The organism is Actinoplanes siamensis, from assembly GCF_016862395.1.
GTDB lineage: Bacteria > Actinomycetota > Actinomycetes > Mycobacteriales > Micromonosporaceae > Actinoplanes > Actinoplanes siamensis.
The window spans coordinates 120,084-144,527 of sequence record NZ_BOMW01000027.1; the positions used below are offsets into that span (position 1 = coordinate 120,084).

Below are 24,444 nucleotides of genomic sequence, written 5' to 3' on the forward strand. Positions count from 1 at the left end.
GGAGGTTCGGCGCGTTCATAACTCTGGTCCGAAAAAGGCCGCTTCGCTGGGGTTTACCGAAATTGCTCTCCGGGTAATTGAATTGCGCTTCTTGTAAGGACGTAGGAACAGTAACCCACTGATTGTCCGATCGTTTCCGCCGGACCCGCCAGGTTCTTTTTCCTAGTACCGCGGTAGGTATTACGCTCCGTTGTTTCCCTCCAGGGTGACAGTCACCTGGGTGATCGTTTTGTCACTCAGAAGTGAATGCCGCAACCGGGTGACCCGATCCACCAGATCGCCCTCGCCCTTCGGCGTCACCCACAAGTTCACGAGCAACTGCGACGGGCCGACCCAGACTCCGTGCAGATCGCGGATCCGCGCGATCCAGTCCTCGTTCTCCACCTGCTCGCGGATCGGGCCGAGCACGTCGGCCGGCGCGGACTCGTCCAGCAGCAGTGCCTTCGAGCGGCGGGCCAGCAGGAACGCCACAGCGATCAGCAGCAGCCCGATCGTCGTGCTGCCCACCGCGTCCCAGCCGGCCCAGCCGGTCACGGCGTGCAGCACCAGCGCCGCGAGCGCCACCGCGAGGCCGATCAGCGCCGCGCTGTCCTCCAGGAAGACGGTGACGGCGCTCGGGTCGGAGGCGTGCCGCAGGTGGTGCCGCATCGACCGGTTCTGCTCCCGCGCCTCGTCGCGCAGCTGCTTGTGCGCGGTGTACCAGGAGTAGCTCTCGAATCCGGCGGCCACCACGAGCACCCCGACACCGACCCAGAGGGACTCCACCGGCTCCGGCGCCAGCAGGCTGCGCACACCCTCCCCGATCGACAGCACCCCGCCGACCAGGAAGATCCCGAGGGCCGCCAGGAACGTCCAGAAGTACCGCTCCTGGCCGTAGCCGAACGGGTGCCGCTCGTCGGGGCTCTTGCGCGACTTGCGCAGGCCGACGAGCAGCAGCACCTCGTTACCGGTGTCCGCGACCGAGTGCGCGGCCTCCGCCCACATCGACGCGGATCCGGTCAGGAACCCGGCCACGATCTTGGCGATCGCGATGGCGAGGTTGGCCGCCACCGCCACGATCACCGTCCAGGTGCTGCCCTTTTCGTCGTCCGGCCCGGACTCTTCGATACGGCCTTCGATCACGCTCGTGCTGTTGTCCACGCAAGCGCACTACCCGGGTACCGTCTTCCCCGAACCATCGACAGTGATTTCTGGAGGCCCGTCGTGACCGTGCTCCCCGTCCGGACGGTTGGCGACCCGGTGCTGCGCCAGGTCGCCGCCCCGGTGACCGACTTCGACGCCGAGTTGGGCAGGCTCGTCGAGGATCTGGCCCAGACCCTGGCCCGGTCGCGCGGCGCCGGGCTGGCCGCGCCGCAGATCGGCGTCGGTCTACGGGTCTTCGCGATCAACCCGGACCTGCCCGGCAACGATCTGCGACTCGACCACCTGGTCAACCCGGTCCTGGAGTTCCCCGACGAAGAGGAGCAGAGCGGGCCGGAGGGCTGCCTGTCCATCCCGGGGATCTACCTGGACACCAGGCGCCGGATGAACGTGCTGGCCAAGGGCTACACGAAGAAGGGCGACCCGGTGCAGGTGGTCGGCGCGGGCATCCTGGCCCGCTGCATGCAGCACGAGACCGACCACCTGGACGGCGTGCTGTTCATCGACCGGCAGGACACCGAGGGCCGGCAGCGGCTGCTGGACACGCTCCGGGAGGCGTCCTGGTTCGACGGCCTGCCGGCGCCCGAGGTCCGCGTCAGCCCGCACTGACGCCCGGTTGCCGCCGATCACGCCGCCGAGGGCCGCGGCGCCCGAAGCGCGATGGGCACGCCGCGCCACCCGGCCGGAACCGCCGGGGCGCGATCGCCGCGCCACCCCGCTCGGAACGGTCGCGGTCACGAAACCGCGGTCGCCCGGTCCGATGCCGTGAAACCCCCCGTGGAATTGACGGACGAATAGGCCGGATCCGCTGATTGTCCCAGCCAGGCCGGCCACCTGGACAGAAAAGGCCGGACGCGCCCGGCCCGCCTTTCGCCTCTGCTCTACTCGACCGGGTACGACCCGCGAACAGAAAGGCTGAGAGATGAACAAGGCAAAAGGCCTGATCGTTACGGCCGCCGGCGTCGTCTCCGGATTGGCCATGGGCGCCGGCCCCGTCCAGGCGGCCGAGAATCCGCCGCCCCGCGGCGATGACGCGGTCGGTTATTTCCCGCGCCGCAGCGACTGCCAATGGGCCGGAACCGCCGGAATAGCGCTCCGCCGATGGAGCGGTTTCGAATGCGAACGGGCATGGGGCGCATATCGCGGTCTCTGGGCACTCGACGTCTGGCGCGGCGGCTCCGGCGGTCCCGGTCGTCCCGGCGGTCCCGGCGGTCCGGGTGGTCCCGGCGGCCCCGGCGGTCCGGGCAACCCAGGGGGTCCCGGGGGTCCCGGCAACCCAGGGGGTCCCGGGGGTCCCGGCAACCCAGGCGGTCCCGGCGGTCCGGGCAACCCAGGCGGTCCCGGGGGTCCCGGCAACCCAGGCGGTCCCGGGGGTCCCGGCGGACCGGGCAACCCAGGCGGTCCGGGTGGACCCGGCCGGCCTGGAGGACCCGGCGGTCCGGGTGGACCCGGCCGTCCTGGCGGTCCGGGCGGTCCCGGGGGTCCCGGCCAGCCAGCCGCGGCAATGAGCCAGCCCGGTGTGATGGACAACCTGCCCGATACGATGAGCCGGCCCAGTTCGGCCAGCCGGCCCACCGACGTCGACCTGCCCGGCCTGCCACATCCGCAGCACCCGCCGCGCGACTCAGCGCCGGCCTGATCCAGCACCCGCCTCGGGGCCGGCGCCCGATGCCGGCCCCGAGGAGCCGGTGAGGCGTGGCGCGAGCATCTTCTCCGACACCGGGCCGGCGCCGATCCGCGCGATCAGGTCCCGGCTCCAGGCCACCAGGGCGGCGACCGGGATGTCGTGCGGGGCGATTCCGTCGTACGCCGAGATCCGCTCCCCCGCCCTGGTCAGCAGCCGCACCGCACCCACCCGGTTGCCCCGCCGCAGGTGCGTCACGCCGACCGCGAGCTGCGCCAGGCCCTTCCACAGCTCCCGGTTGCCGTCGCCGCACGCCTTCCAGGCACCCTCGAGCACCTCGTGGGCGTGGAACGGCCGGCCCGCCGCGAGCAGCCGCTCGGCCTCGCGCAGCGCCTCTGCGGGCGGCAGCACGAGATCCTCCGGAGTGGTCGGGACACCTGTCATGCCGTGCGGCAACGGCCGCCCCAGACCGTCACGCGGCCGGGCGTTGCGGGCCCGTCCCGCCGTGTCCCGATCCCGCGGCACGTCGACCGGCGCGGGGCCGGGGAGAGCCGGTCCCGTACCGCAATCGCGGTCTTCGCCGTCGTCCGCGGATCCCACACCTCTTCGCATGCCTCCATTTTGCCGCCGGGTCCGAGGCCGCCGCGGCGGCGGCCTCGGACCCGCCGCGCGACGAGCGCCACAGTTGACCTCAAGCTCACTTGAGGTTTTACCGTCTCCCGGTGGATGCAGCAACGAAGCAGGATGCCGGCGAACGCATGAAGGACGCCTTCCGCCGATACCCGACAGGCGTCGCGGTGATCACCGCGGCCGGCGCGGACGGCCCGGTCGGCCTGACCGCCTCCAGCGTCGCATCGGTCTCGGTCGACCCGCCGGCATTGTCGTTCTCGGTCATGGGCACCCGCTCGGCCCGCGCCCTGCTGACCGCGCCGAGCTTCGTGGTCCATCTGCTCGGCGCCCGGCACGCCGGCCTGGCCCGTGCCTTCTCCCGTTCGGCAGGCGACCGTTTCACCCCGGACCAGGGCTGGAGCAGGCTGCCCACGGGTGAGCCGATCCTGCTCGACGCGGTCGCCGCGCTGCGCGGGGAGCGGCTGCGCCTCGTGCCGGTGGGTGACGCGACACTGGTGGTCGCCGCCGTCCTCGACGTGTTCCACGGCCCGGCGGACCGTCCGCTGATCCACCATTCCCGGAAGTTCATCACCCCGGAGGAATGCTGATGAGGATCTTCCGGGAGACCGGCCAGGCCTGATCACCACCCGAGGCGGGGCTTCCCGGACGTACCCGACGATCGCCGGAGCAGGCCGTGCGGCATCAAGCGGCCAGGGCCGCCTTGTCCGGTTTTCCGCTCGGCGTCAGCGGCACGCGCTCGATGACGGTCACGGTCTTCGGCGCCGCCAGCGGGCCGAGACGCGCGGCGACCAGGGCGCGCAGCTCGGCCGGGTCCGGTTCCCGGCCGGTGACCGGGACGACGAACGCGTGGATCGCCTCGCCCGTCTCGTCGTCCGGCCGGCCCACCACGTACGCCTCGGCGACCGCGTCGGCGGTGGCCAGCACCCGCTCGATCGGCCCGGCGCAAACCAGCGTCGCCTGCACGATGATCACGTCCCGGGCCCGCCCGAGCAGGCGCAGGTAGCCGTCCTCGCCGAGCGAGGCCAGGTCCCGGGTGCGGACCCAGCCGCCGGTGAACACCTTCGCCGACTCCTCCGGATCCCCCCAGTAGAAGCTGGCCTGCGCCGGCGTCCGCACGTAGAGCTCGCCGTCCTCGAAGCGCAGCGAGACGGCCGCGGGTGGCCGCCCGACCGAGTCCGGCATCTCCCCCGGCGTGGCCATCGAGATCATGCCGGTCTCGGTCTGCCCGTAACCGTGGAAGACCACCGGGCCGAGCACGTCGAGCGCCTCGCGCAGCCGTCCCGGCTCCAGCGGCGAGCCGGAGACCATCAGCGCCCCGAGGCCGCTCAGATCGACCGGGTTCGCGCGCTGGGAGCGGACCAGCTGGTGCAGCTTGCCGACCGTGATCACGCTGGCGGTGGCCCGGTGCCGGACGAACGCGTCCGGGAAGGCCGGCGAGCGCGCGGCGACCAGGACGCCGCCGGCGGCCAGCGTCAGGATCCCGTACTCCAGCATCACCTGGCTGCTCAGCGACCCGAACACCAGGTAGCGATCCAGCCGCTCGGCGAGCTGGGCGATCGCCGGCGGCCAGCGGTCCGGACACGGCGCCCAGGCCGCGGACATCGCCGCGTACGTCTGGGCACAGCCCTTGGGCCGCCCGGTGCTCCCGCTGGTGTAGATGATCCGCGCGACGTCACCGGGGCGGCCGGCCGCGGCCAGCGGCTCGTCGTCGCCGAACGCCACCTCGTCGATCGGCACCGCGTCGTCACGGGACAGCAGGTGCTCCCGCTGCGCCGCGGTCAGGCCGGCCGGCAGCCCGCAGACCCGTGCGCCGACCGCGAACGCGGCGATGGTGGCCGCGAACGCCTCCGCGCCGACGCCGAGGCGCAGCGCGACGCCGCGGCCCGGGCCGATGCCGCGGGCCCGGAGCCCCGCGGCCGCCCGGCGGATCATCGTGGACATCTCGGCGGCGGTGACCACGCGGTCACCGTCCTCGAACACCGGCCGGTCCCCGCCCACCGCGAGCAGGTCCAGCACCGGGGTGGGCCAGATCGTCACAGCACGCCCTTGACGAACCGGGCGAGCGGCTCCCGGTGCACGGCCGGGATGTTCCAGTGGTTCTCCAGGTTCTCCGCGAGGTGGTGCACGGCGACGACCTCGCCGTCGCGGCGTACCCGGACCACCGGGTGCAGGTAGCTGGCCCGGTGCGCGGTGGCCGCGTCGTTCTCGGCGACCCGCGGGACGTCGATGTCGAACGGGTCCACCTGGTCGTGGCCGGCGCCGTACTCCAGCGTCACCACGAAGGCGAGCGGCTGCGGGCCCAGGTAGGCCACCGGCACCTCCTCGTGGTAGCGCGCCGTGCCGTCCTCGACAGTGACCACGTCGGCCAGCACCCCGAACTGCTGCCACAGGCCGGAGGAGACGTTGATCCGGGCCACGATGGCCTCGGTGATCGCCTCCGGGGTGGCGGCGACAGACGTCGACGGCCACGGCGTGTTCTGGTGGCGGCTGTTCAGGATGCGGTGCAGGGCGCGGACGCCGTACCGGAAACCGTGGATGAACCCGTTCGTGGACTTCTTGAAGTCGCGCTGCTGGGTGAGCGTGCCGGCGAAGTAGAGGCCGGGCACGTTCACCGACTCGAACGCCGGCGTCTGCTCCGGGAAACGGTCGTCGATCGCCAGCCGGGGGCGCGCCGACTCGTCGAAGACGGACGCGTCGAACCGGAAGCCGGTGGCCAGGATGATCCGGTCGTAGTCGATCTCGCGGAGGCGTTCGACGGTCCGGGCGTACCGGAAGACGATCCGCAGCCCGCCGTCCGCGCGCCTGACGATGCGCTCCACGGTCCCGTCCAGCACGGCGTTCTGCGATTTGAGCTGATAGGTGTCGAGGAAGTTGTTGTTCACCGCTCGCAGATGCCCGACGTAATGGGTCTGCCAGGCGAGCCGCACCGAGTGCGGGCCGGCGACGTGGATCACCGCGGCCGTCTCCACCAGGGCGTCGGCGGTCTCGAAGGCCGAGTTGCCCTTGCCGATGATCAGGACCCGCTGGTCGACGAAGTCCTGCGGGTCGACGCTGACCGTGTCGTAGCGCTCGCAGAGTTCCGCGCCCTCGATCGGTGGGACGTGGAGCTGGGAGACGCCGGTGGCCACCACGACCCGTCTCGCGCGGAACGCCCGCTCGCCGGCCTGGACCGTGAACAGCTGCTCCGAGCGGGCGACCCGGTCCACCCGGGACCCGTAGACGACGTTGAGGCCGCGTGCGAAATCGGCCAGATAGCGCACGAAGTCGTCGGCGGCCGGGAAATACCGCTTGCTGTAGTTCTTGAACAGCAGCGCCGGATCGTCGGTCAGCAGCGAGTTCCAGTCCGCGCGCAGATTGAACTCCGGATCCTCGGAGCCGGTGTGCACCTTGTTGATGGAGATCAGCGTCCGGTGCCGCGGATAGCGGGTGAAGAAGGTGCCCGGCACGGCGCCGGCCTCCAGCACGACGTAGTCCTGACCGTCGCGCTCCAGCAGGGCGGCGAGCTGCAGACCGGCGGGCCCGGCGCCGATGATGAGGTAGTCGTGCGTCATGTCCGGCAAACTACCGACGCGATTTCAGAGCGCTCTGAGAAATCGTCACTAGTGTCCCGGTCCATGACGATCGAGGTGGATCTGGCGGCTCCGCTGGGGATCGCCGACCTGCGCGTGGCGCGGGCGCCGATCACCGTGCTGGTCGGCCCGGACGTCCGCGAGCGGCTGGCGGCCGGCCGGGTCTTCCTGGCCGAGGTGCTCGGCGAGGACCGGGCGGTCTACGGCGCCACCACCGGTTTCGGCGCGCTGGTCGGCTACGCGGGCCGCGCCGACCAGCGCGACCAGGCCGACAACACGCTCGCGCACCTGGGCGCCGGTCAGGGCCCGGACCTCGACCCGGACCTGGCGCGGGCGACCATGCTGGTGCGCGCGCACTCGCTGGCCCGCGGCGCCTCGGGCGTGTCGCCGCACGTGGTCGACGCGCTGGCGGCCGCGCTGGGCACGACGTTCGCGCCGGCCATGCCGCGGCTCGGCTCGGTCGGCGCGAGCGGCGACCTGATTCCGCTGGGCGCCGCGGCGCAGGCTCTGCGGGGACGCGGCAACGCCTATCTGCGGGGTACGCGGCTGCCCGCCGCCCAGGCTCTGCGCGACGCCGGGCTGGAGCCGTTGCCGCTGGACGGCCGGGACGCGCTCGCCCTGGTCAACGGCACGTCGCTGACCACCGCGGCGACCGCGCTCGCGCTGCACCGGATCCGCGTCTCGCACCGGGTGATCCAGGCGCTGACGTGTGTGCTGGCCGACCTGCTCGGCTGCGATCCGCAGTTCCTGGACGAGGGTCTGCTGACCGCTCACGGTCATCGCGGCGCGGTGGAGGTGGGAGCGGCGATGCGCTCGGTGCTCGCCGGGACGGCGCCGTCCGGGACGCGGCCGCTGCAGGAGCCGTACAGCATCCGCTGCGCGCCGCAGCTGCTCGGCGCCGCCGAGGACGCGCTGCGCTACGTGGACGGCGTGGTCGCCGCGGACCTGGCCGGCGTCAGCGACAACCCGTTGTTCTTCCCCGGGCGGGATCAGGTCGTACACGGCGGGAACTTCTTCGGTCAGCCCGCCGCCTTCGCCGCCGACGTCCTCACGATGGTCCTCGCACAGCTGGGCAACCTCGCGGAACGCCAGCTCGACCTGCTGGTCGACCCGGTCCGCAACGGCGGCCTGCCGCCGATGCTGGCGGCCGGCCCCGGCCGGCAGCACGGCCTGCAGGGCGTCCAGCTGGCCTCGACGGCGCTGATCGTGGAGATCCGGCGGGACGCGATGCCGGCGAGCATGCAGAGCCTTCCCACCAACCTGCACAATCAGGACATCGTTCCGTTCGGTACGCAGTCCGCCCTGCGCGCGCTGGACCAGTCGCGGCTGCTCGGTCTGATCACCGGCTCGCTGGCTCTGGCGTTGCGCCAGGCCGTCCACGTCGGCGCGCGCCGGCCCACCGCGCCGGGATGCGCCCGGATCCTCGACGCCCTGGCCGCGGCGATCCCGCCGATCGACCCGGACCGCCCGTTGGAGGCCGACGTCCGCCGGGCCGCCGAGATCGCCGAGGGGCTCACGCGGTGACCCGCCGGATCCATGCTTGCGGAGCGGACGCTGGAGATGACGGTTTGCCTGACCGGCTGGGCGCCCTGACCGGTGCTCTTCCCGGCGAGAGCCGACCGGGGAGGATCCGGCCGGCATGACAGTGTTCAGCGGCGGGAAGCACTCCGCCGCACCCGTGGGCGGATGGTCCGGCCCTGGCCTGGGGCCGGCGACCACGCCACCGCCGCCAGCAGCATCAGCATCAGGGCGGTCGCCGTCACGTGCCCGCAGGACGACCGCACGGCCGAACTCCAGGTGGGTACGGCCGCGGCCGACCGGTCCGACGGCTCGCCGGTTGCCGCCGGCGGGCTCAGGGCGGCCCGTTCCACCCGTTCCCGCCGGCGCGCCAGCTCCTTCTTGCTCAGCCGATTGGTTCTGAGGAACTCGCCGGCCAGGGTGAGGGCTTCCCTGATCTCCTCGTCCACGCCGCGGCGCGGCCACTCGTCCGGGGTGTGGGATCCTTCGTCGAAGTTGGTCACCGGATGGTCTCCTTTCCGGGCGGCGCGAACCGGCGGACCGGTCCCCCGCTTTCCTGTGCGCGTTGCCTCTCCAGTTCCCGCTTCAAGCGTTCCCTGGCCAGTTGCAGATTCTTCCGGACGGCCGGCTCGCTCATCCCGAGCTGCCGGGCGATCTCCGGACCCGACCAGCCGTCATAGATGCGGGCCATGACGGCCCGCTGGGCCGGCGGCAGGCGGCGGAGCAGCTGAACGATCCACTGCTTCTCCTCGTATGCGGTCAACTGACGGTCGTCGCACCCGTCGCTGACGTACACGTGCTTGCCGAAGAGGCCGCGGAGTCCCCTGCGGTCCTTCGCCTTGGTCCCGTTCAGGTGGTTGAAGACGATCCGGCGGGCGTACGCGGCATGGTTGTGGATCTGATGCCACCGCCGCCGGATCTCCTCCAGCGCGTGCTCGGCCGCGTCCTCGGCGTCCTGGTGGCTGGCGCCCCACCAGACGCCCGCCGCGACCAGGGGCTCGTACGACTTCTCGAAGAACGTCTCCCACTGTGCCTGGTCTCCGGCCGTCCACACCTGCAGGGCGGGCTCTCCGTCGGCCTGGCTCCTCTCGTCCGAGGACATGGGCGCACTCCACTCCTGTCCGTATCCGGTGAAACTTCGTCAGTTACCGGACCCGACCAAGGCGACTGAGACGATCACCGCAGCAGCCGCCGCCACCATCGTCGCGGGAACGGACGAAGTAGCGAGGAACACGCCACCCACACCGACCAGTATCCCGTTGATCACCACCACCAACCCCCGCGCCGACCACCGATCGTGCCGGTGCCCGACGTTGCCGTTCGCGTTGCCCATCTCCCCCGCCTCTCCCCGGACGTGCGCCTGCACCCCTGAGGTCCGGAGCGGGCCGCCATCGTGAACAAAAACTCGCAACATCCACCGATCGGGTGACAGTGAGCGGTGGCCCGGACGCTTGCGCCCGGATCCGCGACGGCACGGGCGGCGGACACAGCGCCCACCTGACGCCGCGGGGTTCGGGCTGAAAACTCTCTGAATTCTGATTCGTACGTTGGGCCCCATGCCGCTTGATTACGTGATCATCGGGGCTGGCCCGGCCGGCCTGCAGCTCGCCGCCCTGCTGGAGGCCGACGGCAAGCGCGACTACCTGGTACTGGAACAGAGCGACAAACCCGGCGCGTTCTTCGAGCGCTACCCCCGGCACCGCACGCTGATCTCCATCAACAAGCCGCACACCGGCACCGACGACCCCGAGCTCAACCTGCGGCTGGACTGGAACTCGCTGCTCACCGACGACCCGGACCGGCTGTTCACCAGCTACACCGAACGCTACTTCCCGGCGGCCGACGACTACCTGCGGTATCTGGCCGATTTCAGTCAAGGGCTGAGGATCGAGTACCGCACCCGGGCCGACCGCATCAGCAAGGACGGCGACCTCTTCACGATCCGGGCCGGGCGGAAGAGCTTCGAGGCCCGGCGGCTGATCGTGGCGACCGGGGTGTCGCGGACGTACCGGCCGGACATTCCCGGGTTCGAGCTCGCCGAGGGCTACGACGAGATGTCCGTCGACCCGCGCGACTACCTCGACCAGCGGGTGCTGATCATCGGCAAGGGCAACTCGGCGTTCGAGACCGCGGACAACCTGATGGAGACGACCACTGTCATCCACCTGGCCGGGCCGAGCTCGGTGCACCTCGCCTGGCGCACCCACTACGTCGGGCACCTGCGGGCGGTCAACAACAACTTCCTCGACACGTACCAGCTGAAGTCGGCGAACGCGATCCTCGACGGCGAGGTCAGGAAGATCGAGCGCGACGGCGCCGGCTTCAAGGTCACGTTCGCCTTCACCCGGGCCAACGAGGTGATCAAGGAGCTCTCCTACGACCGGGTCCTGGCCTGCACCGGCTTCCGGTGGGACTCCTCGATCTTCGACGAGTCGTGCCGTCCGGAACTGACCATCAAGGACCGGTTCCCGGCGCAGACCGAGGGATGGGAGTCGGCGAACGTTCCCGGGCTGTACTTCGCCGGCACCATCTCGCAGGTCCGGGACTTCAAGAAATCGACGAGCGGTTTCATCCACGGCTTCCGCTACGCCGTACGCGCGCTTTTCAACATCCTCGAGCGTACGTACGGTGACGTGCCCTGGCCCGCCGGGAAGCTGGACGGCACGCCGGAGGCGGTCACCGGCGCGATCGTCGCCCGGGTGAACCGGACGTCGGCGCTGTGGCAGCAGTTCGGGTTCCTCGCCGACGTGGTGACGGTCGACGGGCCGGACGCCCGCTACCACGACGAGGTGCCGGTGGACTGGTTCGCGCGGCACGGCCTGGCCACTGCCGGCCACGACTACCGGCACGCGTTCGTGGTCACCCTGGAGTACGGCCCCGAGCACGATCGGGTCGACCCGTTCGACGTCACCGTGTCCCGGATCGCCCAGGACACCCCCGGTCAGGCCCACGACGCCGCGTACCTGCACCCGGTGGTCCGCTACCACCACGACGGCCGGCTCACCGGGACGCACCACCTGGCGGAGAACCTGGAGAACCGGTGGGACCGGCCGGACGTGCACGTCGCGCCGCTGCAGGACTTCGTCGCGCGCTGCCTGTCCGGGGCCTGACGTGAACCCCGTGCACGCCGACTTCTTCGCGGGTGGGGCCGGGGAGGAGCGGACGCTGCGCGGCAACCTCGCGGCGTACGACCGGCTGCGGATCGTGCCGCGGGTGCTGCGCGCCACCGGCGAGCGGGACCTGCGCACCACCCTGTTCGGCACCGGGCTGAGCACTCCGGTGCTGGTGGCGCCGACCGCGTTCCACCTGCTGGCGCATCCGGGCGGGGAGGCCGCGACCGCGGAGGGGGCGGCCGCGGCCGGCACGGTCATGGTGGTCAGCATGGCCGCGACGCAACCGGTCGAGGCGATCGCCGCGGCCGGCGGCCCGCTGTGGTTCCAGCTCTACCCGCAACCGGACCTGGCGTTCACCGCGGCGGTGGTGAAGCGGGCCGAGGCAGCCGGCTGCCGGGCGCTGGTGGTGACGGTGGACTCCCCGGTCTTCGGCCGCCGCGAGCGCGACCTGCGCAACCGGTTCACCGATCTGCCGGACGGACTGGCCTGCGAGAACATGCGGGACGCGACCGGCCGGGTACGCACCGTCGAGATGGACGCGACGCTCGGCTGGGACCGGCTGGCCCGGCTGCGCGAGGTGACCGGACTGCCTCTCCTGGTCAAGGGCATCCTGCACCCGGCGGACGCGCGACTGGCCGTGGAGCACGGCATGGACGGGGTGATCGTCTCCAATCACGGCGGGCGGCAGCTGGACGGGGCGATCGCCACGATCGACGCGCTGCCGGCGGTCGCCGAGACGGTGGGCCGGCGGGTCCCGGTTCTGGTGGACGGCGGGATCCGGCGCGGCACGGACGTGTTGATCGCGCTGGCCCTGGGCGCGGACGCGGTGCTGGTGGGACGGCCGGTGCTGGAGGCGCTCGCCGCGGGCGGCGCCCGGGGCGTACAGCGGCGATTGGAGCGGCTCACCGCGGACCTGGACCATGCCATGGCGCTTGCCGGAGCGAAGCGACCGGCCGAGCTGACCCCCGACCTGGTGGCGGTGGCCGGATGAACGCGGTGATCCGGCTCCGGGAGTGGATCTTCCGGCGGGTGAACGGGACGGAGGGGATCCCCGTTCCGGGTCCGTTGGTGGGCGCGGAGCATTTCGAGCGGATCTACAGCCATCCGGCGGCGGACGGGCGCAGCCGCGGGGCCGGGCTGTCCGACCTGTTCTGGTACTGGCTGGCGCCCGGTCCGCAGATGCACCAGGAGCATCTGGAGCCGGGTGATCGGTATCAGACGGTCGCGCGGACTACCCGCAGGGTTCTCGCGGTGCCGGGCCAGCGCTGCGACGAGCTGGCGACCGCGGCGACCCGGCGGATCCTGGACGGGCTGCCGCCGGACCGCACGACGCTGGTCCGGTTGCGCGATCTGATGATGCCGGTCTGGGCGGAGGTCTTCTACGAGCTCGTCTTCCAGGAGGACGAGCCGTGCCCGCCGGCGACGCGGCAACTCATCGTGGACAACGCGAACGACGTGGTGACCGCCCTGAAGGGCCTGAGCCTGCGGCACATGAGGCGCCGCGACCGCCTCACCGGGTATCTGCGGGACCGGATCCACGCGGGCACGTGCCCGGTGACCCTGCCGTTCACCGCCGAGGAGACCGCCTGGTACCTGCAGGGCGCGTTCTTCAACACCGCTGTCGTGCAGATGTCCGAGGCGATGGCCCACGTCCTGCTCTGCGCCGCGCAACACGGAACGCCAGGGCTGTCGGACGACGACCTCGACCGGCTCATCGACGAGACGCTCCGGGTCCATCCGCTGTTCGGCATCGCGCACCGCGTCACCAGCGCCCCGATCGTCGTCGACGAGAACACCACGCTGCCGGCCGGCTCGGTGCTGCTCTTCAACTACCTGGCGTTCCAGCGCACCGGCCCGGCCGGGGACGGCGAGTTCGACCCGGACCGCTGGCGCACGCTCAAACGCCGGGAGGCGCACTTCATCCCGTACGGGATCACCGCGAACCGGGCCTGCCCGGCGCGCGGCGCCGCCCCGGTGATGCTGCGCGCCGCCACCCGGGAGGTGCTGCGCCGGTTCACCCTGGCGTCGTCCGTCGCGCACACCCGCTCGCTGCCCAACCGTGGCCCGGCCTATCTGACCCCGATCGGTCACCGGGGGCCGGGCAGCTCCCGGCTCGCCGCCCTGCGCCGCGCCGATCGCGTCGCCGACGCCGGCCGTTCGGTGAAGCAGCTGGTCCTCGGCACCTGGATGGTCGTCGACGCCCGTCGCCAGAGACTCTGCGGCTCTTACTTCGAGGAGGCCTGCCCGTGACCCCCACCGAGCTCGCACCGCGGTTCTTCATCGCGGTCGCGGTGATCATCCTGTTCTGCCGCCTGGTCACCTGGCTCCTCGGCAAGATCGGCCAGCCGCCGGTGGTGAGCGAGATGCTGGCCGGCGTGCTGCTCGGCCCGTCCCTGCTCGGCCTGCTCCTGCCGCAGGCGCAGGAGGCGCTGTTCCCGGCGCCGCTGCTGCCGGTGCTCTACGTGGTCGGCCAGATCGGCCTGGTGATGTTCATGTTCCAGACCGGGTACGCGTTCAAGTCGCACCGGGTCACCCGGCTGGCCGGCACCGCGGGAGCCGTCTCGGTCGCCGGCGTCACCGTGCCATTGGTGCTCGGGGTGCTGCTGGTGCTGATCACCGCGGGGGCGGCCCCGATCCGGGTGGAGGGCGTCTCCATCGGGGTGACCGCCGTGTTCGTGGGCGTGGCGCTGGCGATCACCGCGTTCCCGATGCTGGCCCGGATCATCACCGAGCGGGGCATCGCCGGCACCCGGCACGGCTCGCTCTCGCTGGCCAGTGGCGCGGTCGACGACGGGATCGCGTGGATCATGCTGGCCGTGGTGCTGGCGTTCGGGTCCGGCGAGGCCGGGCCGGCGTTCGTCACGGCCGGCGGCACGGTGCTGTTCGGGCTGGTGCTGTGGCTGGCCGGAGCGCGGGTGACCGGCCTGCTGATCACCAACCGGCGGTTCGGCGACCGGGCCCGGATGCTCGGCGTGGTGGCGCTGCTGTTCCTGGTCGCCTGGTACACCGACGAGATCGGCCTGTACGCGGTCTTCGGCGCGTTCGCTCTGGGTGTGGTGATGCCGCGGGACGAGCGGACGGACCGGGTGATCGACACGCTGGTACCTGTCGCGTCGGCGGTCTTCCTGCCGCTGTTCTTCACGTTCTCCGGGCTGCGGACCGAGTTCGGGCTGCTCGGCGACGTGCGCGTGCTGCTGTTCGCGGCGGCCTGCGTGGTGCTCGCGATCGTCGGCAAGTTCGGGGCCTGCTGGGCCGCGGCCCGGCTGCGCGGGGAGCCGAACGCGGTGGCGCTGCGGGTCGGGGCGCTGATGAACGCCCGCGGGCTGATGCAGCTGATCGCGCTGAACGTCGGTCTCGAGGCGGGAATCGTGAACTCGTCGCTGTTCACCGTGCTGGTGCTGGTCGCGCTGGTCACGACGCTGATGACGGCACCGCTGCTGTCCTGGCTGGAGCGGTCGGCGCAGACGCCCAGCCCGGACTTCAGGAAGGATCTCGTGACTTCTTAAGAATTTCACAAAGAATCGGCGCAACCTCCAAGACATATGAAATCTTCGATGTCATGCGCCGACTGCTTGTGGTCGAGGACGACACCGATCTGCGGGAGATGGTCAGCGAGACCCTGGCCGACGAGGGATACCACGTCGACCAGGCTCCCGACGGCCAGCGCGGACTGCACCTGGGCCTGACCCGCCCGTACGACGTGCTGGTGATCGACCGGCGGTTGCCGGCGCTCGACGGCCTGGACCTGATCACCCGGCTGCGGGCCAGGGCGGTGGCCGCCCGGGCGCTGATGCTCACCGCGCTCGGCACGGTCGACGACCGGATCGCCGGCCTGGACGCCGGCGCCGACGACTACCTGGCGAAGCCGTTCGACCTGGACGAGCTGAGCGCGCGGATCCGGGCGCTGTGCCGGCGCACCGCGGACGCCACCGAGGCGCTGCGTGTCGGCGCCGGCCATCTCGACCTGGCCGCCCGCGACGCGGTGCTCGCCGACGGCACCCGGGTGTCGCTGTCCGCCCGCGAGTTCGAGCTGCTCCGGGTGCTCGCCGCGCGGCCCGGTGCGGTGCATCCGCGGGCGGCGCTGCGCAGCCGGGTCTTCGACGAGGCCGCGGCGGCGTCGATAGTCGACACCTACGTCTACTACCTGCGCCGCAAGCTGGGCCGCACGGTGGTGCAGACGGTGCACGGACTCGGCTACCGGCTGGGCGCCCTGTGACCGCGACCCTGGAGGTCCGGACCCTGCGGCGGGCCCGGTGGCGGATCGGGATCCTGGTCGGACTGGCGATCGGGGTGCTGCTGGCGATGGCCGGCGCGATCTCGTACGAGGTCCTGCGCCACAGCCAGGAGCAGCAGATCGGCCGGGAGCTGGCCTACGGCGTACGCAGAGGCGTGATCGCCGGTCCCCCGGCCTGCAGCTGGATCTTCCGGTACGCCGCCGACGGCACCTGGATGACTGGCGACCGCTCGGCTCCCCCGGGTGTCCCGCTGCGCGAGGACGTCGACCGGGTGGTGGCCACCGGCGCCGCGCAGACCCGGCAGGTCGACCGCGACGGCACCACCTACTGGGTGCGCACCGAGCCCCGCGAGGGCAGCATCGTGCAGGCGGTGTTCGACGCCCGCTTCCAGAACGCCGACCGCCAGCACCTGCTGACCGCGTTCCTGCTGGCGGCCGCGGCCGGGCTGCTCGCCGCGATCCTGACCGCCGTGATGGTCGGTCACCGGGCGGTCGCACCGCTGGCCGAGGCGCTGGGCCGGCAGCGGCGCTTCGTCGCCGACGCCAGCCACGAGCTGCGCACCCCGATCGCGCAGGTGCACACCCGGGCCCAGTTGCTGGCCCGGCGCGCCGCGCAGGCCGGCGCGGACAGTCACGACCTGGACCGGCTGGTCGGCACCACCCGGCGGCTCGGTGAGATCGTCGACGAGCTGCTGCTCTCCGCCCGGCTGGCCGCCGACCCGGTGCACCTGCCGCCGGGCGGGCCGGTGGACCTGACCCGGCTGGCCACCGAGGAGATCGAGCGGGCCCCCGAGCGCCCGGCGCTGGTCACGCTGCGGACACCGCCGGGGCCGGTGCCGGTCACCGGGGTGGAGTCCGCGCTGCGCCGGGTGGTGAGCGAGCTGCTCAACAACGCGCTCACGCACACCTCGGACGGGCACGTCACGGTCACCGTCCGCAGGGGTGAGGCGAGCCGCGCGTTCCGGCGCGGGACGGCCGAGCTGGTCGTCGCCGACACCGGCGACGGGTTCGACCCGGCCGACGCGGAACGGATCTTCGATCGGTTCCACCGCGGCGCCGGCCCCGGCGCCGGCGCCGGGGAGCGCCGCTTCGGCCTCGGCCTGGCGCTGCTGCGCGAGGTGGTCACCAGCCACGGCGGCACGATCACCGCCGACGGTCACCGCGGGGTGGGCGCGACCTTCACGGTGCGCCTGCCGCTCGCCGGGGATCCGGCCGACAACCCAGCAGCGGCAGCCACAACGCGTCGACGATCCCGTCGATCGTCTCCTCCGGCACCGCCCGCAGCGTCATCAGCGGCTCGTTCCGGAACAGGTCGAACCGCAGGCTGATCATCCGGGTCGGCCCGATCCTCGGCCCGGTGATCGGCGGCCTGATCCTCGGCGCAGCGCTCCGGCTCGCCGGCACCGGCGATCAATGAAGCCGGGCAGGTGGTGGGCGTCTCGATCCCGCTGTCCGTGACACCTTCTCGCGACCTGACAGATCTTTACTCGATGGCCGAAGACTCAGCTCAGCCGATGTGGCCGACGCCGCCGAACAGGTAGACCTCCGGCTCGTCGGCCCGCGGGTCGGGGCGCCAGCGCGAGCACGTAACGACGCCGGGCTCCAGTAGATCCAACCCGTCGAAGAAGCGCTCGAGCTCCACCTTCGTTCTGGCGCGGATGGGAGTGCCGCCGCGCTCGGTGGTCTCTCGCATCACGCGCAGCATCGGCTCGCCGTGGATCTCCGCTGTGGAGTGGGTGAGCACCAGGTGGCTACCGGCGGGCATCGCCCGGACCAGCTGCGCGACGGAGCTGTACGCCACGTCGTCGTCCATGAGGTGGTTGACGACGCCGAGAAGCATGAGCCCGATCGGCTGCGAGAAGTCGAGCGTCTGCCGGGCCGACGCGAGTATCGTCTCCGGCTCCCGCAGGTCGGCCTCGACGTAGTCGCAGGCACCTTCCGGTGTGCTGGTCAGCAGCGCACGCGCATGCACCATGACGAGCGGGTCGTTGTCGACGTAAACCACCCGGCAGCGCGGGTCGAGAGACTGCGCGACCTCGTGGGTGTTGTCCGCCGAGGGGAGCCCGGTCCCGACGTCGAGGAACTGACGGATGCCGGCATCCTCGACGAGGAACCTGACCACGCGCTTGAGGAACGCGCGCTCGGACTTCGCCCCGACAGGGATGTCCGGGATGTGGGCGATCACCTCATCGCCGGCGGCCCGGTCGACCTCGAAGTTGTCCTTGCCGCCGAGCCAGTAGTTCCAGATCCGCGCCGAGTGCGGAACCGTGGTGTCCAGTTTGACGTCTTCGGTGAGCCCTCGATCCTCGGTCATGAGGGCATTCTTCCGCGCCGAAGGGGCGGTGACGCAAGGGGGGCGGCTGGTGCGGACAATGACGGGTCCTGATGCGACGTGGCGCTAGCTCGACATCCAGGCTTCTTCCCGCCGGCGGCGATGCGCTCGCGCAGCTGCCGCGCTTGCTCGGCGGTAGGCGCGTTTGCGGCCGGTGCGGACGCCGCGCTGCTTGGCCGGTTGACACCATGCTGCCCGACAACGATAGTAAGGTGCGTGCCTAAGTATCACGGCGAGATCGACGCCGTGCTCCGCGCACTCGCGGATCCGACGCGCAGGGCCGTCGTGGAACGGCTGGCGAGATCCCCGGCCGTCGTGTCCGAACTCGCCGCGCCGTTCTCGATGGCCTTGCCGTCGCTCATGCAGCACCTGCGCGTCCTCGAGGACGCGGGACTGGTCACGTCGCAGAAGCACGGACGCGTCCGGACCGTCAGCTTGCGGCCCGGCGCCTTCGACGTGCTGCACCTGTGGCTCGACGAGCAACGAACCCCCGCAGAACGCCAGGCCGACCAGCTCGGCATCCACCTGACCCGGACCAAACCGAAGGACACCTGACATGACCCGCGTTCGCATCGACATGTTCGCCTCGCTGGACGGCTACGCCTCGACGACCGGCGGCACCTCCGACAATCCGATGGGAGAAGACTGGGGGCGCCTCACGGCGGCCTACGCCGCCACTCGCACGTTCCACGAACGTGTCCTCGGCGACACCAGCGGCGCCGGCACAACCGGCATCGACGACTCTTACGTCGCCGCGCACTTCGACGGCATCGGCGCCGAGATCATGGGCGCGGCTATGTTCGGCCTGCACGCGTTCCCTGACGACCCCGATTGGAAGGGCTGGTGGGATGACCAGCCGCCGTTCGGAACGCCGGTCTACGTCCTCACCCACACCGCACCGCGTCCGCCCATCCCGATGAAAGGCGGAACGACGTTCCACTTCCGCAACACCGCGGTCGAGGACGTGCTCGCCGAGGCGACCGAGGCCGCAGGCGGCTTGGACGTACGCATCGGCGGCGGCGTCAGCACCGCCCGAGCCTTCCTGCGCGCCGGTCTGGTAGACCACTTGCACGTCATGATCGCCCCTGTCCTGCTCGGCCGGGGCACCCGACTGTGGGACGACCTGCGCGGCCTCGACCTCACCCACAAGGTGACGACGGAAGTGGCCGAGAGCGGCACGATCCACGTCACCTTCACGCGATAGGGCCCACAGATGACGATCGAACGCCGCCTCGCCCGTGCCGGGTTCACTCTGACCCGCGACTACCCCATTCCGCTCGAGCGCGTCTGGGACGCGTTCGCCGACGAGCAGCAGAAGCGGGCCTGGTGGGGCGCCGGTGACGCCATCGAGCCCCGCGAATGGGCCTTCGACTTCCGCGTCGGCGGACGCGACGTCGCCGAGGGCAAATTCCACGACGGTCCGCTCTCACGCTACGAGGCCACGTACACCGACATCGTCGAACACGTCCGCATCGTCACGACGTACGACATGTGGCTCGACGGGATCCACATGTCGACCTCGGTGGCGTCGCTCGAGTTCGAGCCGATCGACGAGGGCACCCGGTTCACGCACGTCGAGCACGGTGTCTTCTTCGACCAGTTCTGGGCCGACGGGCCGAACCGCGAGAAAGGCAGCCGGGGCCTGCTCGATGCTCTGGGCGGCCATCTCGCGTGACGCATCTTCGTAGCTTTTCCGCTCTGTCGTTCTGAGGTACACCGGAGTCGGCCGCTTCCGGGCCGAAGGAAAGCAAGAAAGGGCTGGCCCGGACGCCACGAGCCGTCGCCGCCGGCATGGCCGGCTGCCTGTCGATCGACTTGCGCGCACCCGACGGTCCGCCAGGAACCCGGCGCGCCGGGCGGTGACCGCGGCTTCGGCACCGACCCGTCGGCGTAGGCGTCCGGGTGCTCACCGGCCCGCTCGCGGCCCGGCGGTACAGGCGCGGGCCTGCCGCCGGTAGGCCGCGCCTGCCGCGTACGCGCCGGTGCCACCGCAGCTACCCGACAGGTCGCGCCGGAGTGGCTGCGGACCGTCCTCGCCGATGACAGGTGAAAAACACTCATTTCGCTCATGCTTCCCATGGCAGAACGACGTTTGCTGAGCAAGAGCGACTCTCCTGGGTAGATCCCGATGATCTATCCGGACCGCCATTCTTGACGTCGGCCAGTGGCCGGATAAGGTGGTTTCGGTCATCGACGGATCGCGCCATACGGGGGACGGGGGAAAGGGATGACTGGGTTAGCGGCCACGACCGATATTGATCGTGGCGAGCGCAACCTCCGACTGGTGGTGGCGCCGGATATCGCCGAACGCTATCCAGCCTGCCGGACTGCGGCAATCCTGGTCTGCGGGCTGCGCAACGGGGAGCCCTGGCCGGAAATCGACGCCGCCTTGAGCGCCTTCGAATCAGACGTGCGCAACGGTGCTCGGCAATTGCCCCAACAGGACGATCCCGCCATCGTCGCCTGGCATGATCTGCTGCGCAGTTTCGGTACCAATCCGCGGCGGATGCGACCCGCCGTGGACGCGTTGAGTCGTCGACTGGCCAAGGCGGGACGGCTGCCGCGGATCTCGCCACTCGTCGACGCCTGCAACCTGATTTCCCTGCGCTACACGCTGCCGACCGGTGGATACGATCTGAGTCGGATCCGCGAAAGCTTCACGCTGCGGTTCGCGCGACCCGGGGACGTGCACATCCCGCTGGGAAAGCCGGACGAGCGGGAGCAGCCGGTCGACGGCGAGGTGGTCTACGCCGACGGAGCCCAGGTGCTGACCCGGCACTGGAATCACCGCGACGCAGACAACACCAAGGTCACCGCCGACACGGTGGACGCCATTCTCTTACTCGAGGGCATCGTGCCCACCATCCCGCCGGAGACACTCGCCCGTGCGCAGCGGGAGCTGGCCGGACTGGTGGCTCCACACGCTCGCGCTATCGAACTCTACGCATTCGACCCGCACGCCGTCGTCGAGATCAACTGGAAGCCCAGCTTCTGATTCACACCGAAAGGACAACAACAACGGGGTCTTTGCGTGGATAGCTATCTGACGGGATTGCTTCTCGGACTCGCCATGATCACTCCTATCGGGCCGCAGAACATATTTCTTGTCAATCAGGGTTTCACATTCGGCATGCCGAGGGTCCTGGTCGCCGTCGGGGCGGCCGGGGTTTGCGACACCGTACTCATCGCACTGGGTGGTGCCGGTGCCGCCGCCGCGCTCAACGCCGTACCCGGATTGGAAACGGTTCTCCTGATCGGCGGGGCCGTTTTCCTCACCTATCTCGGCATCAAGTCCTTCCGCACCACATACGAAGAACTGGATCACGCGCGTCCGACAATCATGCGCTGGCCAACGGTGGTCGCCCAATGTGCATCGGCGTCCGTTCTGAATCCCCATGCGGTGCTCGACGTGGTCGGCCTGCTCGGCGTGGCGATCGCCGCGCAGACACCCGATGACCGACCGGTGTTCGCGGCCGGGACCGTCAGCGCCTCCTGGATCTGGTTCCTCGCCCTCGCGATCGGTGCCTCCGCGCTGCGGCCGTGGCTGACGTCCCGCCGCCGGCAATGGATCGATCGCATATCCGGAACGCTGCTGCTGGTCTTCGCCGCGCTCTTCGCAATGGAGGCGCTCCACGGTTGACCAGCCCTTCCCCCCACGGAGGTACACGACCATGATAAAGATTGGTCTGGTCCAACAAAGTGCCTGGGACCTTCCGATTGACTCCATGCCACTGGCCGCGGGTTACCTGAAAGCGGTGGTGGAGGCCGACACCGACCTCGGCCCTGAAACAGAAGTCCGGATCCACAACCTCCGTGGCGGATGGTCCGTCACCGACATGGCCCGCCGGATCTTCGCCGACGACGTACCCGACATTCTCGCCTTCTCGGTGTTGGGCTGGAATTACCGCAATTTTGCCTGCCTCGCCGAGTTGTACAAGCAGCTCAAGCCCGGCGGGCTTGCCGTGTTCGGCGGAAACCACGTCAGCCAGCAGGGCGAACGCGTCTTCCGCGAACATCCGTCGGTCGACATCGTAGTCAACGGCGAAGGCGAGCTCACCTTCCGCGACCTGGTCGGCGCCGTTCTCGCCGACCGCCGCCAACCACGCCTGTCCGACATCGCCGGCCTGTCGTTCAGAGCGCCGGACGGCTCCTGCGTCAGCACACCTGACCGGGAACGGATCGACAACCTGGACGTCATACCGTCGCCGTTCCTCACCGGTGCGATCCCGCTGCTCGACCACGACGGCCATTTTCCGTACGAGTTCGCGTTGCTCGAGACGAATCGCGGCTGCCCGTACAAGTGCTCGTTCTGCTACTGGGGTGGCGCCACCGGCCAACGGGTACGCTCCTTCTCCCGCGAGCGGCTCGCCGCGGAACTGGACCTCTTCGGCTTCCACAACGTCCCGACGGTGTTTCTGTGCGATGCGAACTTCGGGATGCTCGAGGCGGACGAGGAGTTCACCGAAGATCTCCTGCGCACCAACGCCAAGTACGGCTATCCCACGGCCCTGGAGGCGAACTGGGCCAAGAACAAGTCCCAGCGCTTCCACCACATCGTCCGGACCCTCAGGGACCACGGCTTCAAAAGCTCGTTCACGCTGGCTCTTCAGACGCTGTCCGACGAGGCGCTCGCCGACATGCAGCGACGCAACATGAAACTGAACCAGTGGAGCGAACTGGCCGACTGGCTCGCCGAGGAGAAGATGGAAGCCTTCGTCGAGCTCATCTGGGGCGCTCCGGGCGAGACCACGAAGTCGTTCTTCACCGGGTACGACCGGCTCGCCGAGAAGGTGCCGCGCATCGCCGTGTACCCGCTGCTGCTGCTACCCAACACCGCCTACAGCGAACAGCGTGAGCTGCACGGCTTCGTCACCTTGCGGGGTCAGAACGACGACTTCGAGTATGTGCTCGCGAACCGGTCCTCGACCTTCACCGAGAACCTCAGCATGCAACGCTTCATGTACCTCGCCCGGATCCTGGGCGAGAACCAGTACTTCAAGCGGCTGTGGCATCCGGCGCGCCGGCTCGCGGGATTGACACAGTCGCAGGTGATCCACAGCCTCCTGGAGTGGATCGACGCGTCCGTCCGCGAGCCGGTCGTCGCCTTCCGCGAGTCGATCCCCGTCATCGCCGAGTCACCGGCGGTCGCGGCGGGCCATCGGATGCTGTACAGCGACCCCGCTCTGGGCGAGGAGATCGAGCGCTGGTGGAACACCGAGGTGGTGGGTCGCTTCCCGGACGGCTGGGCCGAGGCGGGCCGGTACGTTTACACGTTCGAACGCTGGAGCCGCCCCGTCTACCAGCCGCCCGGCGCACCACTGCCCGCGGGCTGGCGGGTGGACGGCGACGAGTACGTCAGTGATCCGGTGAGCTTCCCCTACCCCATGGTCGAGGTCTTCGATCGGCTCGCGTCCGGGACCGTCGATCCGCCCGACCGAACCCCGGTCACGTACGAGTTCCGCAGCACTCGCGGCTTCTACCAGCACCTGGACAACCACGAGACGGGAGCACACTACTTCGCCCATGCCGTACGACTCGAACCAGCCACCAACGTCCCTGATCTGTACGCCTAGTACGACAGCAGCGCTCCCCGTGAGGTGGAGTCTTCGCCGGTAGTGGCTGGTTCTGGCTCTGTGCTGGTGTCGGCGACGCCATCGTGACCATCGATTGATGAAGTCGCGGGTGCGGCGGATGGTGATCAGGTGTGCCAGCAGACGCCGGGTTTCGTTGCGGGGTGAGGGCGATGAGCCCGTCTTCGGGCTGTCGCCTTTTCCCGCTGTGACAGCGGTGACGGCGGGGCAGGGATGGCCGAGCATGGCCAGCGTGTGGGGCGTACTGCGCCTGCACGACGTGGCCCCCGGCCCGGCCACCGCGCTGCTGGACCAGCGCGGATCTGGGGTGGCGATCCTCCACAGCACTTCGCCCGGTTCCGGCCGCCGGGCATCGCGTCCGCTCCCGGCACTGGCTGCCCGCGTGCGCGCCCCGATCGCCGACGTGCTCATCACGCTGGGCCGCGCCCGCGCCAGGATCACCGCCAACCTGCTCGTCACGCTGACCGCCAGCTGGCTCGCCGCCGCCGGTTATGCACCCGCGTCGCAGTCATCGAGCACCGCCGTACCCGCATGTGGCAACACCGGCCGGTCAGATTCGGCAGGCCGAACGCGTACTGTTGGCGGCCGCCGTCGAGGTAGGAGAAGTGCACCGCTCGAAGTCCTCGGGCGTCTTGCGTAACGTCCATGATCGAGATCAGGGCGACGCCGACCTTACGAAGGTCCCGCCTGGAG

At 70.5% G+C, this 24,444-nt stretch carries 24 protein-coding genes; 16 read left to right on the top strand and 8 right to left on the bottom strand.

Annotated elements, in window-relative coordinates; all coding sequences use genetic code 11:
* Positions 1-180: 180 nt before the first annotated feature.
* On the bottom strand, positions 181-1,140 hold the full coding sequence (locus Asi03nite_RS15135; RefSeq protein ID WP_239102694.1) for a cation diffusion facilitator family transporter: 960 nt from the start codon (positions 1,138-1,140) through the stop codon (positions 181-183).
* A gap of 63 nt (positions 1,141-1,203) precedes the next feature.
* Here Asi03nite_RS15135 and def point away from each other — a divergent pair, with 63 nt between their 5' ends.
* Positions 1,204-1,749, top strand: a complete 546-nt coding sequence (gene def / locus Asi03nite_RS15140) for a peptide deformylase (protein WP_203680310.1) — start codon at positions 1,204-1,206, stop codon at positions 1,747-1,749.
* 1,015 nt (positions 1,750-2,764) lie between these two features.
* On the opposite strand, the gene Asi03nite_RS15150 is transcribed toward def, so the two are convergent.
* Positions 2,765-3,376, bottom strand: coding sequence for a DUF309 domain-containing protein (locus Asi03nite_RS15150; protein ID WP_203680313.1), 612 nt, complete (start codon positions 3,374-3,376; stop codon positions 2,765-2,767).
* Positions 3,377-3,486: 110 nt separating this feature from the next.
* On the opposite strand from Asi03nite_RS15150, the gene Asi03nite_RS15155 reads away from it, so the two are divergent.
* The gene (locus Asi03nite_RS15155; RefSeq protein ID WP_239102695.1) at positions 3,487-3,981 is read left to right on the top strand and encodes a flavin reductase family protein; all 495 of its coding nucleotides are present in this window, start codon (positions 3,487-3,489) and stop codon (positions 3,979-3,981) included.
* A 94-nt stretch (positions 3,982-4,075) separates the two neighbouring features.
* Here the strand turns inward: Asi03nite_RS15155 and Asi03nite_RS15160 are convergent, their stop codons facing one another.
* Both Asi03nite_RS15160 and Asi03nite_RS15165 read right to left on the bottom strand, forming a co-directional pair.
* Complete coding sequence (locus Asi03nite_RS15160) at positions 4,076-5,431, bottom strand: class I adenylate-forming enzyme family protein (RefSeq protein ID WP_239102696.1); 1,356 nt, start codon at positions 5,429-5,431, stop codon at positions 4,076-4,078.
* A complete protein-coding gene (locus tag Asi03nite_RS15165) occupies positions 5,428-6,945 on the bottom strand; it encodes an NAD(P)-binding domain-containing protein (protein ID WP_203680316.1) in 1,518 nt (505 codons plus the stop codon). Before Asi03nite_RS15165 ends, Asi03nite_RS15160 begins: the two co-directional genes overlap by 4 nt.
* Before the next feature lie 63 nt (positions 6,946-7,008).
* Here Asi03nite_RS15165 and Asi03nite_RS15170 point away from each other — a divergent pair, with 63 nt between their 5' ends.
* Positions 7,009-8,487, top strand: a complete 1,479-nt coding sequence (locus tag Asi03nite_RS15170) for an aromatic amino acid ammonia-lyase (RefSeq protein ID WP_239102697.1) — start codon at positions 7,009-7,011, stop codon at positions 8,485-8,487.
* A 125-nt stretch (positions 8,488-8,612) separates the two neighbouring features.
* Here the strand turns inward: Asi03nite_RS15170 and Asi03nite_RS15175 are convergent, their stop codons facing one another.
* The 3 genes from Asi03nite_RS15175 to Asi03nite_RS15185 are packed head-to-tail and all read right to left on the bottom strand — an operon-like array spanning position 8,613 to position 9,814.
* Positions 8,613-8,984 (bottom strand): hypothetical protein, encoded by a 372-nt coding sequence (locus tag Asi03nite_RS15175; protein ID WP_203680318.1) that lies wholly within the window; start codon positions 8,982-8,984, stop codon positions 8,613-8,615.
* Positions 8,981-9,583, bottom strand: coding sequence for an RNA polymerase sigma factor (locus Asi03nite_RS15180; protein WP_203680320.1), 603 nt, complete (start codon positions 9,581-9,583; stop codon positions 8,981-8,983). Before Asi03nite_RS15180 ends, Asi03nite_RS15175 begins: the two co-directional genes overlap by 4 nt.
* A gap of 39 nt (positions 9,584-9,622) precedes the next feature.
* Positions 9,623-9,814 (bottom strand): hypothetical protein, encoded by a 192-nt coding sequence (locus tag Asi03nite_RS15185; RefSeq protein WP_203680322.1) that lies wholly within the window; start codon positions 9,812-9,814, stop codon positions 9,623-9,625.
* Between the two features lie 223 nt (positions 9,815-10,037).
* Between Asi03nite_RS15185 and Asi03nite_RS15190 the strand changes: the two genes are divergently transcribed.
* Genes Asi03nite_RS15190 through Asi03nite_RS15215 form a run of 6 tightly spaced genes read left to right on the top strand, consistent with a single transcriptional unit; the run spans position 10,038 to position 17,156 of the window.
* A complete protein-coding gene (locus Asi03nite_RS15190; protein WP_203680324.1) occupies positions 10,038-11,591 on the top strand; it encodes an NAD(P)-binding domain-containing protein in 1,554 nt (517 codons plus the stop codon).
* 1 nt (position 11,592) lies between these two features.
* Entirely contained in the window at positions 11,593-12,585 is a 993-nt protein-coding gene (locus Asi03nite_RS15195) for an alpha-hydroxy acid oxidase (protein ID WP_203680326.1), read from the top strand.
* Entirely contained in the window at positions 12,582-13,844 is a 1,263-nt protein-coding gene (locus Asi03nite_RS15200; protein WP_203680328.1) for a cytochrome P450, read from the top strand. Before Asi03nite_RS15195 ends, Asi03nite_RS15200 begins: the two co-directional genes overlap by 4 nt.
* Positions 13,841-15,100 carry a cation:proton antiporter gene (locus Asi03nite_RS15205; protein ID WP_203680329.1) on the top strand — a complete coding sequence of 420 codons (1,260 nt, stop codon included), beginning with the start codon at positions 13,841-13,843 and terminating at the stop codon, positions 15,098-15,100. Before Asi03nite_RS15200 ends, Asi03nite_RS15205 begins: the two co-directional genes overlap by 4 nt.
* 53 nt (positions 15,101-15,153) lie before the next feature.
* On the top strand, positions 15,154-15,810 hold the full coding sequence (locus tag Asi03nite_RS15210; protein ID WP_239102698.1) for a response regulator transcription factor: 657 nt from the start codon (positions 15,154-15,156) through the stop codon (positions 15,808-15,810).
* Positions 15,807-17,156, top strand: a complete 1,350-nt coding sequence (locus Asi03nite_RS15215; protein ID WP_203680330.1) for a sensor histidine kinase — start codon at positions 15,807-15,809, stop codon at positions 17,154-17,156. The genes Asi03nite_RS15210 and Asi03nite_RS15215 overlap by 4 nt, the downstream gene beginning before the upstream one ends.
* Before the next feature lie 179 nt (positions 17,157-17,335).
* Here the strand turns inward: Asi03nite_RS15215 and Asi03nite_RS15220 are convergent, their stop codons facing one another.
* Complete coding sequence (locus Asi03nite_RS15220) at positions 17,336-18,142, bottom strand: SAM-dependent methyltransferase (protein ID WP_203680331.1); 807 nt, start codon at positions 18,140-18,142, stop codon at positions 17,336-17,338.
* Positions 18,143-18,376: 234 nt separating this feature from the next.
* Between Asi03nite_RS15220 and Asi03nite_RS15225 the strand changes: the two genes are divergently transcribed.
* The 7 genes from Asi03nite_RS15225 (at position 18,377) to Asi03nite_RS15255 (ending at position 24,391) form a co-directional block, all read left to right on the top strand.
* Positions 18,377-18,715 (top strand): ArsR/SmtB family transcription factor, encoded by a 339-nt coding sequence (locus Asi03nite_RS15225; RefSeq protein WP_203680332.1) that lies wholly within the window; start codon positions 18,377-18,379, stop codon positions 18,713-18,715.
* Between the two features lies 1 nt (position 18,716).
* Positions 18,717-19,364, top strand: a complete 648-nt coding sequence (locus Asi03nite_RS15230; protein WP_203680333.1) for a dihydrofolate reductase family protein — start codon at positions 18,717-18,719, stop codon at positions 19,362-19,364.
* 9 nt (positions 19,365-19,373) lie between these two features.
* Positions 19,374-19,835 carry an SRPBCC domain-containing protein gene (locus tag Asi03nite_RS15235; RefSeq protein WP_203680334.1) on the top strand — a complete coding sequence of 154 codons (462 nt, stop codon included), beginning with the start codon at positions 19,374-19,376 and terminating at the stop codon, positions 19,833-19,835.
* Positions 19,836-20,387: 552 nt separating this feature from the next.
* Entirely contained in the window at positions 20,388-21,155 is a 768-nt protein-coding gene (locus Asi03nite_RS15240; protein ID WP_203680336.1) for a B3/B4 domain-containing protein, read from the top strand.
* A gap of 36 nt (positions 21,156-21,191) precedes the next feature.
* A complete protein-coding gene (locus tag Asi03nite_RS15245) occupies positions 21,192-21,800 on the top strand; it encodes a LysE/ArgO family amino acid transporter (RefSeq protein WP_203680337.1) in 609 nt (202 codons plus the stop codon).
* A 31-nt stretch (positions 21,801-21,831) separates the two neighbouring features.
* Complete coding sequence (locus Asi03nite_RS15250) at positions 21,832-23,733, top strand: KedN5 family methylcobalamin-dependent radical SAM C-methyltransferase (protein WP_203680338.1); 1,902 nt, start codon at positions 21,832-21,834, stop codon at positions 23,731-23,733.
* Positions 23,734-23,974: 241 nt separating this feature from the next.
* On the top strand, positions 23,975-24,391 hold the full coding sequence (locus Asi03nite_RS15255; RefSeq protein ID WP_203680339.1) for a hypothetical protein: 417 nt from the start codon (positions 23,975-23,977) through the stop codon (positions 24,389-24,391).
* Positions 24,392-24,444: the final 53 nt, after the last annotated feature.